Genomic DNA, 16041 nt, shown 5'->3' with positions numbered 1-16041 from the left:
GTAGGTCATCGTCAAGATTAAATTCCGAAACCCCTATCTGCGTATGCAGGTAGGGGTTTTGTTTTGTCCGCAGGAAAATCTCGCTTGTAGGGTTTCTATGCAACAGCCCGGGGCATGGCTATCATGCGGGCCTCATTGTGAGGCGAGACTTGCATGCTGACGTTGTTAAAGCTTCTTAAGGATGGTCGATTCCATTCGGGCCAAGCCCTGGGTGCTGCCTTGGGCGTCAGTCGTAGCGCTGTATGGAAGCAGCTTCAGCACTTGGAAGCTGAGCTCGGTTTATCTATTCATAAAGTACGCGGTCGCGGCTATCAACTGGCTGCGCCGTTGACACTGCTTGATCCTGCGGAAATAAGCGCGCGGGGGCCTTCTTGCGAGTGGCCCGTTCTAGTCTTCGATTCAATTGACTCTACCAACGCTGAAGCCTTGCGCGCTATCGAGCGTGGCCAGCCTGCGCCGTTTCTGGTGCTCGCTGAGCGGCAGACGGCTGGTCGTGGGCGGCGTGGACGCAAATGGGTGAGCCCGTTCGCGGAAAACATCTATTACAGTCTGGTACTGCGCATTGATGGTGGGATGCGGCAGCTGGAAGGCTTGAGTCTTGTTGTCGGGCTTGCCGTAATGCAAGCCTTGCGAGGGCTTGGTATTTCAGGTGTGGGGTTGAAGTGGCCGAATGATGTTCTGGTGGGGCAGCAAAAGATTGCAGGAATACTGCTCGAATTAGTGGGGGATCCTGCTGATGTGTGTCACGTGGTGATCGGTGTCGGAATAAATGTGAACATGCAGATGACTGATGAGGTTGATCAGCAATGGACGTCCATGCGCCTCGAGTCGGGTAAGGCTGTTGATCGCAATCATCTGGTTGCGGAGTTAGGGTTGATGATCCAGACCTATTTAAATCGCCACCAGGCCGGCGGATTTCCGGCGATCCAGGCGGAGTGGGAGCAAAATCATCTATGGCAGGGGCGGGCGGTATCGTTGATTGCCGGTGTTAGTCAGATAGATGGTGAGGTGCTGGGTATCGATGGCCAGGGTGCCTTGCGCTTGAAGGTGAATGGTGTGGAGAAGGTCTTTAGTGGTGGCGAGCTCAGCCTGAGGTTGCGTGATGATTCTTGAGCTCGATTGTGGAAACAGTTTCATCAAGTGGCGTGTGCTCGGCGAGGATGTCCGGCGGGTGATTGGCGAGGGGGTCGTTGATTCAGATCTCGCATTGCTGGAGAGCTTGAAAGGCCTCAAGGGGCTCGCTCTCATGCATTGTCGCTTAGTCAGTGTCAGAACCGCCGAAGAAACCAGTGCGCTGATTTCTCTGCTGACCGAGGCTTTTGGCGTTTCCGTAGTGTGCGCGACACCGGCTCGGGAGATGTCCGGGGTTCGAAATGGCTATGAGGAGTTCGAGCGGCTAGGGCTTGATCGCTGGCTTGCAATGCTCGGAGGATTTCATCTGGCTTCGGGTGCTTGTCTGGTGCTCGACTTTGGTACGGCTGTTACCGCTGACTTTATTGCAGGGGATGGTGAGCATCTCGGAGGATTTATCTGTCCGGGGATGCCTTTGATGCGCAACCAGCTGCGTACCCATACCCGTAGAATTCGCTATGGAGATCTTGCTGCCGAGCGCGCTTTGGAGAGTCTTGTTCCTGGGCGCACAACCGTCGAGGCGGTCGAGCGAGGTTGTTTGCTAATGTTGAGAGGGTTTGTCCTGACTCAGCTAGAGTTGGCGCGCAGCTATTGGGGAGAAGATTTCGCAGTCTTCCTGACTGGAGGAGATGCTGATCTGATCTCCGAGATTGTGCCCGAGGCCAGGGTGGTTCCAGACCTGGTATTTGTAGGTTTGGCGATGGCGTGTCCCTTGTCCTGAGGTTTTTATGCGTTGGTTGTTCCTGCTGTTGCTTGTCCTCAATGTGTTCTATTACGTCTGGCACCAACAGGAGGCTCCTCTGCGCGCAAAGGATGTAACCCCTTTGAGTTTGTATCGGGGTTCGCAGCAGGACATTCGCTTGTTGAGTGAAACGACTGACGCGGCTCGTGATAAAGGAAAGCCTGCCCAGGCAGGCGATGGATGCCTCTATCTTGGCGGTTTTACTCGTCAGGAAGCGGTTCAGGCGGTCGAGCGGCGATTGAGTGGCATGGAAATCAAGTTCGAGTCCTTGCTGAGGGCGCCCGCCGAGTCTGATGGTTACTGGGTGCGTGTGGCACCAGAAAGCCGGCGTTTGCTGGGTGATTCGCAGTTGCAAAACCTTTCTAAAGAATTCAATGAGTTAAAACATAAAATAATGCCGTGCGAGGGGGTTGCCCCCGTCGAATAGTTTGCATAGAATGGCGCCCGCTTCGCAGTGAAGACCTTTAACAGTCAGCAGTGTGAAGCGAGGTCAACGCAGCTAACCTCAGGTTTTTAATGAGAAAATGCTTGACAGAAGGCTGGCATGATATAGAATGCCGGCTCGCTTAGGAGGGGTTCCCGAGCGGCCAAAGGGATCAGACTGTAAATCTGACGTCTACGACTTCGAAGGTTCGAATCCTTCCCCCTCCACCATTTTTAGCGAGAGCTGCAAGCTCCGCGGGTATAGTTTAGTGGTAGAACCTCAGCCTTCCAAGCTGATGATGCGGGTTCGATTCCCGCTACCCGCTCCAAGTTTGCAGGTCCTGCAAAGTGTTACGCTCTTGTAGCTCAGTTGGTAGAGCACACCCTTGGTAAGGGTGAGGTCAGCGGTTCAAATCCGCTCAAGAGCTCCATATAACAAGGCAGATATGAAAATATCTGCCTTTGTTTTAATGGCTGATAGTACTTGCTTAATTCTTCTGCTAGGGGTGATTTCGATGGCTAAGGAAAAGTTCGAGCGTAACAAGCCGCACGTCAACGTTGGAACCATTGGTCACGTAGACCATGGCAAGACGACTTTGACCGCCGCTTTGACCCGCGTCTGCTCCGAAGTGTTCGGTTCGGCAAAGGTTGACTTCGACAAGATCGATAGCGCCCCAGAAGAAAAAGCTCGTGGTATCACCATTAACACTGCTCACGTTGAGTACGATTCGGCTGTGCGTCACTATGCGCACGTTGACTGTCCAGGTCACGCCGACTACGTAAAAAACATGATTACCGGTGCTGCGCAGATGGATGGTGCGATTCTGGTTTGCTCGGCCGCTGATGGTCCGATGCCGCAAACCCGTGAGCATATCCTGTTGTCCCGTCAGGTTGGCGTTCCGTACATTGTTGTCTTCCTGAACAAGGCTGACATGGTTGACGACGCTGAGCTGCTGGAGCTGGTTGAGATGGAAGTGCGCGATCTGCTGAGCACTTACGATTTCCCAGGTGATGACACGCCGATCATCATTGGTTCGGCGCTGATGGCGCTGAATGGTCAAGACGACAACGAGATGGGCACTACCGCCGTCAAGAAGTTGGTCGAGACTCTGGATAGCTATATTCCGCAGCCTGAGCGTGCTATCGATAAGCCGTTCCTGATGCCGATCGAGGATGTGTTCTCGATCTCCGGTCGCGGTACTGTTGTGACTGGTCGTGTTGAGCGTGGCATTGTCCGCATTCAGGAAGAAGTTGAGATTGTTGGTCTTCGTGACACTGTCAAAACTACTTGCACTGGTGTTGAAATGTTCCGCAAGCTGCTCGACGAAGGTCGTGCAGGTGAGAACTGCGGCGTTCTGCTGCGTGGTACCAAGCGTGATGATGTTGAGCGTGGTCAGGTTCTGGTCAAGCCCGGCACTGTCAAGCCGCATACCAAGTTCACTGCTGAGGTTTACGTTCTGAGCAAGGAAGAGGGTGGTCGTCATACGCCATTCTTCAAGGGTTACCGTCCACAGTTCTACTTCCGTACAACTGATGTGACTGGTAACTGCGAGCTGCCAGAAGGTGTTGAAATGGTGATGCCGGGTGATAACGTTCAAATGACCGTTACCCTGATCAAAACCATCGCGATGGAAGATGGTCTGCGTTTCGCTATCCGTGAGGGCGGTCGTACCGTCGGCGCTGGTGTCGTAGCAAAAGTCATCGAGTAAGTTGTTGTAATGTCTTTTTCGGGCCGGCATAATGGTCGGCCTGATTTTGTTTTAGGTCAGTAGCTCAATTGGCAGAGCGACGGTCTCCAAAACCGTAGGTTGGGGGTTCGATTCCCTCCTGACCTGCCAGATTCACTTGGTGTGTCTGGCTTTCTTTTCACAGGATCTTCATAGATGACTCCTAAAGCTGAAGCTCAAGGCTCTCGCTTCGATCTGCTCAAGTGGCTAGTAGTAGTCGCTTTGGTGGTTGTTGGCGTTGTTGGCAATCAGTATTACTCTGCTTCGCCGATCCTGTACCGCGTACTCGCTTTGCTTGTCATTGCTGCTGTAGCTGCCTTTGTAGGCCTGCAGACAGTCAAGGGCAAGTCTTTCTTTGTACTGGTTAAGGAAGCTCGCACCGAGATTCGTAAAGTCGTATGGCCAACTCGCCAAGAAACCACGCAGACCACGCTGATTGTTGTGGCTGTTGTTCTGGTTATGGCGTTGCTGTTGTGGGGGCTTGATTCCCTGCTCGGCTGGCTTGTTTCCTTGATTGTCGGCTAAGGGTGTCCCGTGGCTAAGCGTTGGTACGTTGTGCATGCTTACTCCGGTTACGAGAAGCATGTCATGCGCTCGTTGGTAGAGCGCGTAAAGCTGGCTGGCATGGAAGATGGCTTTGGCGAAATTCTGGTTCCCACTGAAGAAGTGGTTGAAATGCGTAATGGCCAGAAACGCAAAAGCGAGCGCAAGTTCTTCCCAGGTTATGTGCTGGTCCAGATGGACATGAACGAGGGTACTTGGCACTTGGTCAAGGATACTCCTCGGGTGATGGGTTTCATCGGCGGTACTGCTGATAAGCCTGCACCGATCACTGATAAAGAGGCAGAAGCGATTCTGCGTCGCGTTGCTGATGGTAGCGACAAGCCGAAGCCGAAGACGTTGTTCGAGCCAGGCGAGTCGGTACGTGTCAATGACGGACCGTTTGCTGATTTTACTGGCACGGTTGAAGAAGTTAACTACGAGAAGAGCCGGATCCAAGTGGCAGTGCTCATTTTCGGTCGCTCTACTCCGGTAGAGCTAGAGTTCAGCCAGGTCGAAAAGGTCTAGTTGAGCAAGCATCCCAACCCCGCAGCCCTAGGCTGTGGGGTTTTGTCGTCACTGGGATAAACGCGCAAGTAACCGGGGAGCCTTTCGAGGCGTTCGAACCCGTAATTGGAGTGCCTCATGGCCAAGAAGATTACCGCTTACATCAAGCTGCAAGTGAAGGCCGCTCAGGCTAACCCAAGCCCACCTGTTGGTCCTGCTCTGGGTCAGCACGGCGTGAACATCATGGAATTCTGCAAGGCTTTCAACGCCCGTACTCAGGGTATTGAGCCAGGTCTGCCGACTCCAGTGATTATCACTGTCTACAGCGACCGTAGCTTCACTTTCGAAACCAAATCCACACCTGCTTCGGTTCTGCTGAAGAAGGCTGCTGGTCTGACTAGCGGTTCCGCTCGTCCGAACACCGTTAAGGTTGGCACCGTGACCCGTGCTCAGCTGGAAGAAATCGCGAAAACCAAAAACGCGGATTTGACTGCAGCTGATATGGAAGCAGCCGTGCGTACTATCGCCGGTTCTGCTCGTAGCATGGGCCTTAACGTGGAGGGTGTGTAATGGCTAAGTTGACCAAGCGTCAAAAGGCTATCGCCGGCAAAATCGAAGCAGGCAAGTCCTACAACTTTGTAGACGCTGCTGCTCTGCTGGCTGAGCTGTCGACTGTCAAGTTCAGCGAGTCGTTCGACGTTGCTGTGAACCTGGGTGTTGACCCGCGTAAATCCGATCAGGTCGTTCGTAGCGCTACTGTGCTGCCACACGGCACTGGCAAGACTGTTCGCGTTGCTGTGTTCACCCAGGGTCCAGCTGCCGAGGCCGCTCTGGCTGCCGGCGCTGACCGTGTAGGTATGGACGACCTGGCTGCCGAAATGAAAGGCGGCGACCTGAACTATGACGTAGTTATCGCATCCCCGGATGCCATGCGCGTTGTTGGTCAGTTGGGTCAGATCCTGGGCCCACGCGGCCTGATGCCTAACCCTAAAGTCGGCACTGTAACTCCAGACGTAGCTACCGCGGTTAAAAACGCCAAGGCTGGTCAGGTTCGTTATCGCACCGACAAAAACGGCATCATCCACACCTCCGTTGGCAAAGTCGGTTTCGATGCCGTCAAGCTGAAGGAAAACGTTGAAGCCCTGATCGCTGATCTGAAGCGTATCAAGCCAGCTTCCTCGAAAGGTATTTACGTCAAGCGCGTTACGCTGAGCACCACCATGGGTCCAGGTCTGGTCATCGACCAAGGCTCGCTCGACGCGTAAGACACAGGTTGGCGCAAGCGATTGCGCCAATTGAAAGATTGGGGTCCCTGCCTGGCGGGGGCTATCCAAGACCGTAGGCGGCGCAAGTCTTAAACCACAAGCCTACGCAGATGGTGCTCCCGGTTCCTTACCGAATCAGACACCAAAACGACATCCGGCTTCGGTTGGATGAAACGGTAACAAGCAGGAGTTAAACCCGTGGCAATTAAACTCGAAGACAAGAAGGCCATCGTCGCTGAAGTCAACGAGGCTGCCAAAGTCGCTCTGTCCGCTGTCGTGGTTGATGCCCGTGGCGTAACAGTAGGCGCAATGACCGGACTCCGTAAAGAGGCTCGTGAAGCTGGCGTTTACGTACGTGTTGTACGTAACACCCTGCTCAAGCGCGCTGTTGCTGACACTGAATACAGTGTTCTCAACGACGTGTTCACCGGCCCGACCCTGATTGCATTCTCGAACGAACATCCGGGCGCTGCTGCCCGTATCTTCAAAGAGTTTGCCAAGGGTCAGGACAAGTTCGAGATCAAGGCAGCTGCGTTCGAGGGCAAGTTCCTCGCAGCTAATCAGATCGACGTACTGGCAACTCTGCCGACCCGTGACGAAGCAATTTCCCAGCTGATGAGCGTGATTCAAGGCGCTACCAGCAAATTGGCTCGTACTCTGGCGGCAATTCGCGACCAGAAAGAAGCTGCTGCAGCCTAAGGCTCGTCAACTTCTCGCGTTTTTTGTTTATTTCGATGGTCGCGTAGGCCGTCCCCCAATTCAGGAATTGAGTCATGTCTCTGACTAACGAACAAATCATCGAAGCAATCGGCCAGAAATCCGTAGTGGAAATCGTTGAGCTGATCAAATCGATGGAAGAAACCTTCGGTGTTACCGCTGCTGCTGCATCGGCTGGTCCAGCTGCTGCTGCCGCTGTTGTTGAAGAACAAACTGAATTCAACGTTATGCTGACCGAAGCTGGCGAGAAGAAAGTTAACGTGATCAAGGCAGTACGTGAACTGACCGGTCTGGGCCTGAAAGAAGCCAAGGCTGTAGTTGACGGCGCTCCTGGCATCGTTCTGGAAGCTGTTTCGAAAGACGCAGCTGACAAAGCAAAAGCCACTCTGGAAGAAGCAGGCGCTAAAGTCGAGCTGAAGTAAGCATCGACTTTGCACCTCCAGCCCGAGCGTTAAGCGAAAGGCTGATGGCTGGTGGCTCTTGCCACCGGCCTTTTTCCGTTATTGGCAGCCGACTGGGTCGGTGCTGGTAACGAGCTGTAACCACCCGATGCGGTGGCGCAAACCATGGGGTTTGCACGATTTTCTGGCTGCTCCCGTCGGGAGGGGCCAAACAAGCAGGTGACCAAGCTGGGGAACGCTGATGGCTTACTCATATACTGAGAAAAAACGTATCCGCAAGGACTTTAGCAAGTTGCCGGACGTCATGGATGTGCCGTATCTCCTGGCAATCCAGCTGGATTCGTATCGTGAATTCTTGCAGGCGGGAGCGACTAAAGATCAGTTCCGCGACGTGGGCCTGCATGCGGCCTTCAAATCCGTTTTCCCGATCATCAGCTACTCCGGCAATGCTGCGCTGGAGTACGTCGGTTATCGCCTGGGCGAGCCGGCATTTGATGTCAAAGAATGCGTATTGCGCGGTGTAACTTACGCCGTACCTTTGCGGGTAAAAGTGCGCCTGATCATTTTCGACAAAGAATCGTCGAACAAAGCGATCAAGGACATTAAAGAGCAAGAAGTCTACATGGGTGAAATCCCCCTGATGACTGAAAACGGTACCTTCGTAATCAACGGTACCGAGCGAGTAATCGTTTCCCAGCTGCACCGTTCCCCGGGCGTGTTCTTCGACCACGACCGTGGCAAGACGCACAGCTCCGGCAAACTGCTGTACTCCGCGCGCATCATTCCTTACCGCGGTTCGTGGCTGGACTTCGAGTTCGACCCGAAAGACTGCGTGTTCGTGCGTATCGACCGTCGTCGCAAGCTGCCTGCATCGGTACTGCTGCGCGCGCTGGGCTATACCACTGAAGAAGTGCTGGACGCGTTCTACACCACCAACGTCTTCCACGTGCAAGGTGAAAACCTCAGCCTGGAACTGGTGCCTCAGCGCCTGCGTGGTGAAATTGCTGTCCTGGATATCCTGGATGACAAAGGCAAGGTTATTGTCGAGCAAGGTCGTCGTATCACTGCTCGCCACATCAACCAGCTGGAAAAAGCAGGGATCAAAGAGCTGCAAGTGCCTCTGGACTACGTCCTGGGTCGCACTACCGCCAAGGTCATCGTGCATCCGGCAACCGGCGAAATCCTGGCAGAGTGCAACACCGAGCTGAACACCGAAATCCTGGCAAAAATCGCCAAGTCTCAGGTTGTTCGTATCGAAACTCTGTACACCAACGATATCGACTGCGGTCCGTTCGTCTCCGACACTCTGAAGATCGACTCCACCAGCAACCAATTGGAAGCGCTGGTCGAGATCTATCGCATGATGCGTCCAGGCGAGCCGCCAACCAAAGACGCTGCCGAGACTCTGTTCAACAACCTGTTCTTCAGCCCTGAGCGCTATGATCTGTCTGCGGTCGGCCGGATGAAGTTCAACCGTCGTATCGGTCGTACCGAGATCGAAGGTTCGGGCGTGTTGTGCAAAGAAGACATCGTCGCGGTACTGAAGACTCTGGTCGACATCCGTAACGGTAAAGGCATCGTCGATGACATCGACCACCTGGGTAACCGTCGTGTTCGCTGCGTAGGCGAAATGGCCGAGAACCAGTTCCGCGTTGGCCTGGTACGTGTTGAGCGTGCGGTCAAAGAGCGTCTGTCGATGGCTGAAAGCGAAGGCTTGATGCCGCAAGACCTGATCAACGCCAAGCCAGTAGCTGCGGCGGTGAAAGAGTTCTTCGGTTCCAGCCAGCTTTCCCAGTTCATGGACCAGAACAACCCGCTGTCCGAGATCACCCACAAGCGTCGTGTTTCTGCACTCGGCCCTGGCGGTTTGACTCGTGAACGTGCTGGCTTTGAAGTCCGTGACGTACACCCGACTCACTACGGTCGTGTATGCCCGATTGAAACGCCGGAAGGTCCGAACATCGGTCTGATCAACTCCCTGGCCGCCTATGCGCGCACCAACCAGTACGGCTTCCTCGAGAGCCCGTACCGTGTGGTGAAAGACGCTCTGGTCACCGACGAGATCGTATTCCTGTCCGCCATCGAAGAAGCCGATCACGTGATCGCTCAGGCTTCGGCCACGATGAACGACAAGAAAGTCCTGATCGACGAGCTGGTAGCTGTTCGTCACTTGAACGAGTTCACCGTCAAGGCGCCGGAAGACGTTACCTTGATGGACGTATCGCCGAAGCAGGTAGTTTCGGTTGCAGCGTCGCTGATCCCGTTCCTCGAGCACGACGACGCCAACCGTGCGTTGATGGGTTCGAACATGCAGCGTCAAGCTGTACCAACCCTGCGCGCTGACAAGCCGCTGGTCGGTACCGGCATGGAGCGTAACGTAGCCCGTGACTCCGGCGTTTGCGTCGTGGCTCGTCGTGGCGGCGTGATCGACTCCGTCGACGCCAGCCGTATCGTGGTTCGTGTTGCTGATGATGAAGTTGAAACCGGTGAAGCTGGTGTCGACATCTACAACCTGACCAAGTACACCCGCTCCAACCAGAACACCTGCATCAACCAGCGTCCGCTGGTGAGCAAGGGTGATCGGGTTCAGCGTAGCGACATCATGGCCGACGGTCCGTCCACCGATATGGGTGAGCTGGCTCTGGGTCAGAACATGCGCATCGCGTTCATGGCATGGAACGGCTTCAACTTCGAAGACTCCATCTGCCTGTCCGAGCGTGTTGTTCAGGAAGACCGTTTCACCACGATCCACATTCAGGAACTGACCTGTGTGGCACGTGACACCAAGCTTGGGCCAGAGGAAATCACTGCAGACATCCCGAACGTGGGTGAAGCTGCACTGAACAAACTGGACGAAGCCGGTATCGTTTACGTAGGTGCTGAAGTTGGCGCAGGCGACATCCTGGTTGGTAAGGTCACTCCGAAAGGCGAGACTCAACTGACTCCGGAAGAAAAGCTGCTGCGTGCCATCTTCGGTGAAAAAGCCAGCGACGTTAAAGACACTTCCCTGCGTGTGCCTACCGGCACCAAGGGTACCGTCATCGACGTACAGGTCTTCACCCGTGACGGCGTTGAGCGTGATGCTCGTGCACTGTCGATCGAGAAGACTCAACTCGACGAGATCCGCAAGGATCTGAACGAAGAGTTCCGTATCGTTGAAGGCGCCACTTTCGAACGTCTGCGTTCCGCTCTGGTCGGCCACAAAGCCGAAGGCGGCGCCGGCCTGAAGAAAGGTCAGGACATCACCGACGAAGTTCTCGACGGTCTTGAGCATGGTCAGTGGTTCAAACTGCGCATGGCTGAAGATGCTCTGAACGAGCAGCTCGAGAAGGCTCAGGCCTACATCGTTGATCGCCGCCGTCTGCTGGACGACAAGTTTGAAGACAAGAAGCGCAAACTGCAGCAGGGCGATGACCTGGCTCCAGGCGTGCTGAAAATCGTCAAGGTTTACCTGGCAATCCGTCGTCGCATCCAGCCGGGCGACAAGATGGCCGGTCGTCACGGTAACAAAGGTGTGGTCTCCGTGATCATGCCGGTTGAAGACATGCCGCACGATGCCAATGGCACCCCGGTCGACGTTGTCCTCAACCCGTTGGGCGTACCTTCGCGTATGAACGTTGGTCAGATCCTTGAAACCCACCTGGGCCTCGCGGCCAAAGGTCTGGGCGAGAAGATCAACCGGATGGTCGAAGAGCAGCGTAAAGTTGCTGAACTTCGCACCTTCCTGGACGAGATCTACAACCAGATCGGCGGTCGTAACGAAGATCTGGATAGCTTCTCCGACCAGGAAATCCTGGATCTGGCGAAGAACCTGCGTGGCGGTGTTCCAATGGCCACCCCAGTGTTCGACGGCGCCAAGGAAAGCGAAATCAAGGCCATGCTGAAACTGGCAGACCTGCCAGAAAGCGGCCAGATGCAGCTGACCGACGGCCGTACCGGCAACAAGTTCGAGCGCCCGGTTACTGTTGGCTACATGTACATGCTGAAGCTGAACCACTTGGTAGACGACAAGATGCACGCTCGTTCTACCGGTTCGTACAGCCTGGTTACCCAGCAGCCGCTGGGTGGTAAGGCGCAGTTCGGTGGTCAGCGTTTCGGGGAGATGGAGGTCTGGGCACTGGAAGCATACGGTGCTGCTTACACTCTGCAAGAAATGCTCACAGTGAAGTCGGACGATGTGAACGGTCGGACCAAGATGTACAAAAACATCGTGGACGGCGATCACCGTATGGAGCCGGGCATGCCCGAGTCCTTCAACGTGTTGATCAAAGAAATTCGTTCCCTCGGCATCGATATCGATCTGGAAACCGAATAACACGTGACGCGAATCGAGAGCGGGGCAGGATTGCCCGCTCTCTGCTCCGCCAGGAGGAAAGGCCTTGAAAGACCTACTGAATTTGCTGAAAAACCAGGGTCAAGTCGAAGAGTTCGACGCCATCCGTATTGGATTGGCATCGCCTGAGATGATCCGTTCGTGGTCGTTCGGTGAAGTTAAAAAGCCGGAAACCATCAACTACCGTACGTTCAAACCTGAGCGTGACGGCCTGTTCTGCGCCAAGATCTTTGGCCCGGTAAAGGATTACGAGTGCCTGTGCGGTAAGTACAAGCGCTTGAAGCACCGTGGTGTGATCTGCGAGAAGTGCGGCGTTGAAGTCGCGCTGGCAAAAGTTCGTCGTGAGCGCATGGCTCACATCGAACTGGCCTCGCCAGTTGCCCACATCTGGTTCCTGAAATCGCTGCCGTCGCGTATCGGCTTGCTGATGGACATGACCCTGCGTGATATCGAACGCGTTCTCTACTTCGAGAGCTATGTCGTTATCGATCCAGGCATGACCACCCTTGAAAAAGGTCAGCTGCTCAACGACGAGCAGTACTTCGAAGCGCTGGAAGAGTTCGGCGACGATTTCGATGCCCGCATGGGTGCCGAAGCTGTCCGTGAGCTTCTGCACGCTATCGACCTGGAACACGAGATTGGCCGTCTGCGTGAAGAAATTCCGCAAACCAACTCCGAAACCAAGATCAAGAAGCTGTCCAAGCGTCTGAAGTTGATGGAAGCCTTCCAGGGTTCCGGCAACTTGCCAGAGTGGATGGTGCTGACCGTTCTGCCGGTTCTGCCGCCAGATCTGCGTCCACTGGTCCCGCTGGATGGCGGTCGCTTCGCGACTTCCGACCTCAACGATCTGTATCGTCGAGTGATCAACCGTAACAACCGCTTGAAGCGTCTGCTCGATCTGTCCGCTCCGGACATCATCGTGCGCAACGAAAAGCGTATGTTGCAGGAAGCTGTCGACGCACTGCTCGACAACGGTCGTCGTGGCCGCGCTATCACCGGTTCCAACAAGCGTCCTCTGAAATCCCTGGCTGACATGATCAAGGGTAAGCAGGGTCGTTTCCGTCAGAACTTGCTCGGTAAGCGTGTTGACTACTCCGGTCGTTCGGTAATTACCGTTGGCCCGACCCTGCGTCTGCACCAGTGCGGTCTGCCGAAGAAGATGGCTCTCGAGCTGTTCAAGCCGTTCATTTTCGGCAAGCTGGAAATGCGTGGTCTTGCTACCACCATCAAAGCTGCCAAGAAGATGGTCGAGCGCGAACTGCCAGAGGTTTGGGACGTTCTCGCTGAAGTAATTCGCGAACACCCGGTTCTCCTCAACCGTGCACCGACCCTTCACCGTCTGGGTATCCAGGCGTTTGAACCGGTACTGATCGAAGGTAAGGCTATCCAGCTGCACCCTCTGGTCTGTGCTGCGTACAACGCCGACTTCGACGGCGACCAAATGGCCGTGCACGTACCGCTGACGCTGGAAGCCCAGCTGGAAGCGCGTGCGTTGATGATGTCGACCAACAACATTCTGTCGCCAGCCAACGGTGAGCCAATCATCGTTCCTTCGCAGGACGTTGTATTGGGTCTGTACTACATGACTCGTGAAGCGATCAACGCCAAGGGCGAAGGTCGTGTGTTCGCGGATCTGCAGGAAGTTGACCGTGTGTTCCGTGCCGGCGAAGCCGCACTGCACGCCAAGGTCAAAGTGCGGATCAACGAAACCGTCAACGATCGTGATGGTGGCAGCGTCAAGAACACCCGTATTGTCGACACCACTGTCGGCCGTGCGCTGTTGTTCCAGGTTGTTCCACCTGGCCTGTCGTACGACGTCGTCAACCAGCCGATGAAGAAAAAGGCGATCTCCAAGCTGATCAACCAGTGCTACCGCGTGGTTGGTTTGAAAGAGACCGTGATCTTCGCTGACCAGTTGATGTACACCGGTTTTGCTTATTCGACCATCTCCGGCGTTTCCATCGGTGTTAACGACTTCGTTATCCCGGATGAAAAAGCCCGCATCATCGGTGCAGCCACCGACGAAGTGAAAGAGATCGAAAGTCAGTACGCCTCCGGCCTGGTAACCCAGGGCGAGAAGTACAACAAAGTGATCGACCTTTGGTCCAAGGCGAACGACGAAGTTTCCAAGGCGATGATGGCTAACCTCTCGAAAGAGAAAGTCATCGACCGTCATGGCGTCGAAGTCGACCAAGAGTCCTTCAACTCGATGTACATGATGGCCGACTCGGGCGCACGGGGTTCTGCTGCGCAGATCCGTCAGCTCGCCGGTATGCGTGGCCTGATGGCCAAGCCGGACGGTTCCATCATCGAAACGCCGATTACTGCGAACTTCCGTGAAGGTTTGAGCGTACTTCAGTACTTCATCTCCACTCACGGTGCTCGTAAAGGTTTGGCGGATACCGCGTTGAAAACTGCGAACTCCGGTTACCTGACTCGTCGTCTGGTAGACGTGGCGCAGGATCTGGTTGTGACCGAGATCGATTGCGGCACCGAACATGGCCTGGTAATGACTCCGCACATTGAAGGCGGTGACGTTGTTGAGCCGTTGGGTGAGCGCGTATTGGGTCGTGTTATTGCCCGTGACGTATTCAAGCCAGGTACCGAGGAAATTATCGTTCCTGCCGGCACTCTGGTAGACGAGAAGTGGGTCGAGTTCATCGAGCTGAACAGCATCGACGAAGTGATCGTGCGTTCGCCGATCAGCTGCGAAACCCGCTACGGCATTTGCGCCAAGTGCTACGGCCGTGACTTGGCTCGTGGTCACCAGGTGAACATCGGTGAAGCGGTCGGCGTTATCGCTGCCCAGTCCATCGGTGAGCCGGGTACCCAGCTGACCATGCGTACGTTCCACATCGGTGGTGCGGCAAGCCGGACCTCCGCAGCCGACAGCGTTCAGGTGAAGAACGGCGGTACCGTCCGCCTGCATAACCTGAAGCACGTTGAGCGAGTGGATGGTTGCCTGGTTGCTGTGTCCCGTTCCGGTGAGCTGGCGATCGCTGATGACTTCGGTCGTGAGCGCGAGCGTTACAAGCTGCCATACGGTGCTGTAATTTCGGTTAAAGAAGGTGACAAGGTCGACGCTGGCGCAATCGTGGCCAAGTGGGATCCGCACACTCACCCAATCGTTACCGAAATGAAAGGTACCGTGACCTACGTGGGCATGGAAGAAGGCATCACGATCAAGCGTCAGACTGACGAATTGACCGGTATGACCAACATTGAAGTACTCGACGCCAAAGACCGTCCAGCTGCCGGTAAAGATATCCGTCCTGCTGTGAAGATGGTTGATGACAACGGCAAGGATCTCTTGCTGCCGGGTACCGACGTAATTGCTCAGTACTTCCTGCCTGCTAACGCCCTGGTCGGTGTAGCGGACGGCGCGAAAATCGCGATCGGTGATGTTATCGCTCGTATTCCGCAAGAGACTTCGAAGACCCGTGACATCACCGGTGGTCTGCCGCGTGTTGCCGACTTGTTCGAAGCCCGTCGTCCGAAAGAAGCCTCGATTCTGGCTGAAGTCAGCGGCACCATCGCGTTCGGTAAAGAGACCAAAGGCAAGCGCCGTCTGGTTATCACCCCGAACGACGGTAGCGATCCGTACGAAGAGCTGATTCCGAAGTGGCGTCACCTGAACGTCTTCGAAGGCGAACAGGTAAACCGCGGCGAAGTTATCTCCGACGGCCCGAGCGACCCACACGACATCCTGCGTCTGCTGGGTGTGAGTGCGCTGGCCAAGTACATCGTGAACGAGATCCAGGACGTTTACCGTCTGCAAGGCGTGAAGATCAACGATAAGCACATCGAGACCATCCTGCGTCAGATGCTGCGTAAAGTTGAAATCGCTGAATCCGGCGATTCCAGTTTCATCAAGGGCGACCAGATGGAATTGACTCACGTTCTGGTAGAGAACGAGCGTCTGGCTGGCGACGAGAAATTCGTTTCCAAGTTCACTCGCGTACTGCTGGGTATCACCAAGGCGTCGTTGTCCACCGAATCGTTTATCTCGGCGGCTTCCTTCCAGGAAACCACTCGCGTACTGACCGAAGCGGCGGTAACCGGCAAGCGCGATTACCTGCGCGGCCTGAAAGAAAACGTAGTCGTGGGTCGTTTGATCCCGGCGGGTACCGGTCTGGCTTACCACAGCGAGCGCAAGCGCCGCCGTGATGCTGACAAACCGTTGCGCGTAAGCGCCAGTGAAGTGGAAGCTGCACTGACCGAAGCGCTGAACTCAAGCGGTAACTGAGTTCTGCGA

At 55.1% G+C, this 16041-nt stretch carries 12 protein-coding genes and 4 tRNA genes; all 16 read left to right on the top strand.

Annotation, left to right across the window (positions count from 1 at the left end; translation table 11 throughout):
• Window positions 1-153: 153 nt before the first annotated feature.
• The 16 genes from birA (at window position 154) to rpoC (ending at window position 16032) form a co-directional block, all read left to right on the top strand.
• Window positions 154-1113, top strand: a complete 960-nt coding sequence (birA, locus tag ACZ3HH_RS19980; RefSeq protein ID WP_465806955.1) for a bifunctional biotin--[acetyl-CoA-carboxylase] ligase/biotin operon repressor BirA — start codon at window positions 154-156, stop codon at window positions 1111-1113.
• On the top strand, window positions 1103-1852 hold the full coding sequence (locus ACZ3HH_RS19975) for a pantothenate kinase (protein WP_465806953.1): 750 nt from the start codon (window positions 1103-1105) through the stop codon (window positions 1850-1852). The genes birA and ACZ3HH_RS19975 overlap by 11 nt, the downstream gene beginning before the upstream one ends.
• A gap of 7 nt (window positions 1853-1859) precedes the next feature.
• The gene (locus ACZ3HH_RS19970) at window positions 1860-2300 is read left to right on the top strand and encodes a hypothetical protein (protein WP_465806951.1); all 441 of its coding nucleotides are present in this window, start codon (window positions 1860-1862) and stop codon (window positions 2298-2300) included.
• A 142-nt stretch (window positions 2301-2442) separates the two neighbouring features.
• A tRNA-Tyr gene (locus ACZ3HH_RS19965) sits at window positions 2443-2527 on the top strand.
• 24 nt (window positions 2528-2551) lie between these two features.
• Window positions 2552-2625, top strand: a tRNA-Gly gene (locus tag ACZ3HH_RS19960).
• Window positions 2626-2651: 26 nt separating this feature from the next.
• A tRNA-Thr gene (locus ACZ3HH_RS19955) sits at window positions 2652-2727 on the top strand.
• Between the two features lie 84 nt (window positions 2728-2811).
• Complete coding sequence (gene tuf, locus ACZ3HH_RS19950) at window positions 2812-4005, top strand: elongation factor Tu (protein ID WP_007896619.1); 1194 nt, start codon at window positions 2812-2814, stop codon at window positions 4003-4005.
• Between the two features lie 53 nt (window positions 4006-4058).
• Window positions 4059-4134 (top strand) — tRNA-Trp (locus tag ACZ3HH_RS19945).
• 45 nt (window positions 4135-4179) lie between these two features.
• Complete coding sequence (gene secE / locus ACZ3HH_RS19940) at window positions 4180-4548, top strand: preprotein translocase subunit SecE (RefSeq protein WP_007896620.1); 369 nt, start codon at window positions 4180-4182, stop codon at window positions 4546-4548.
• A 9-nt stretch (window positions 4549-4557) separates the two neighbouring features.
• Complete coding sequence (nusG, locus tag ACZ3HH_RS19935) at window positions 4558-5091, top strand: transcription termination/antitermination protein NusG (RefSeq protein ID WP_007896622.1); 534 nt, start codon at window positions 4558-4560, stop codon at window positions 5089-5091.
• 117 nt (window positions 5092-5208) lie between these two features.
• Window positions 5209-5640 carry a 50S ribosomal protein L11 gene (gene rplK, locus ACZ3HH_RS19930; RefSeq protein WP_008008888.1) on the top strand — a complete coding sequence of 144 codons (432 nt, stop codon included), beginning with the start codon at window positions 5209-5211 and terminating at the stop codon, window positions 5638-5640.
• A complete protein-coding gene (rplA, locus tag ACZ3HH_RS19925) occupies window positions 5640-6335 on the top strand; it encodes a 50S ribosomal protein L1 (protein ID WP_007896626.1) in 696 nt (231 codons plus the stop codon). The genes rplK and rplA overlap by 1 nt, the downstream gene beginning before the upstream one ends.
• 198 nt (window positions 6336-6533) lie before the next feature.
• Entirely contained in the window at window positions 6534-7034 is a 501-nt protein-coding gene (gene rplJ, locus ACZ3HH_RS19920) for a 50S ribosomal protein L10 (protein ID WP_038981297.1), read from the top strand.
• A gap of 74 nt (window positions 7035-7108) precedes the next feature.
• Complete coding sequence (gene rplL, locus ACZ3HH_RS19915; protein WP_038981298.1) at window positions 7109-7474, top strand: 50S ribosomal protein L7/L12; 366 nt, start codon at window positions 7109-7111, stop codon at window positions 7472-7474.
• Between the two features lie 220 nt (window positions 7475-7694).
• Complete coding sequence (rpoB, locus tag ACZ3HH_RS19910) at window positions 7695-11768, top strand: DNA-directed RNA polymerase subunit beta (RefSeq protein ID WP_465806946.1); 4074 nt, start codon at window positions 7695-7697, stop codon at window positions 11766-11768.
• Window positions 11769-11832: 64 nt separating this feature from the next.
• Window positions 11833-16032, top strand: coding sequence for a DNA-directed RNA polymerase subunit beta' (gene rpoC / locus ACZ3HH_RS19905; protein WP_007896632.1), 4200 nt, complete (start codon window positions 11833-11835; stop codon window positions 16030-16032).
• The last annotated feature ends 9 nt before the right edge of the window (window positions 16033-16041 follow it).

This window comes from Pseudomonas sp. PME37.24/025 (genome assembly GCF_055556615.1).
Note: the sequence above shows the minus strand (reverse complement) of the source record. Positions and strands in the feature narration are given on the sequence as shown.

Excerpts from the sequence above, each read along its gene's own strand:
- birA (WP_465806955.1), top strand. The coding sequence starts at position 154 with ATGCTGACGTTGTTAAAGCTTCTTAAGGATGGTCGATTCCATTCGGGC.
- ACZ3HH_RS19975 (WP_465806953.1), top strand. The coding sequence starts at position 1,103 with ATGATTCTTGAGCTCGATTGTGGAAACAGTTTCATCAAGTGGCGTGTG.
- ACZ3HH_RS19970 (WP_465806951.1), top strand. The coding sequence starts at position 1,860 with ATGCGTTGGTTGTTCCTGCTGTTGCTTGTCCTCAATGTGTTCTATTAC.
- tuf (WP_007896619.1), top strand. The coding sequence starts at position 2,812 with ATGGCTAAGGAAAAGTTCGAGCGTAACAAGCCGCACGTCAACGTTGGA.
- secE (WP_007896620.1), top strand. The coding sequence starts at position 4,180 with ATGACTCCTAAAGCTGAAGCTCAAGGCTCTCGCTTCGATCTGCTCAAG.
- rplK (WP_008008888.1), top strand. The coding sequence starts at position 5,209 with ATGGCCAAGAAGATTACCGCTTACATCAAGCTGCAAGTGAAGGCCGCT.
- rplA (WP_007896626.1), top strand. The coding sequence starts at position 5,640 with ATGGCTAAGTTGACCAAGCGTCAAAAGGCTATCGCCGGCAAAATCGAA.
- rplL (WP_038981298.1), top strand. The coding sequence starts at position 7,109 with ATGTCTCTGACTAACGAACAAATCATCGAAGCAATCGGCCAGAAATCC.
- rpoB (WP_465806946.1), top strand. The coding sequence starts at position 7,695 with ATGGCTTACTCATATACTGAGAAAAAACGTATCCGCAAGGACTTTAGC.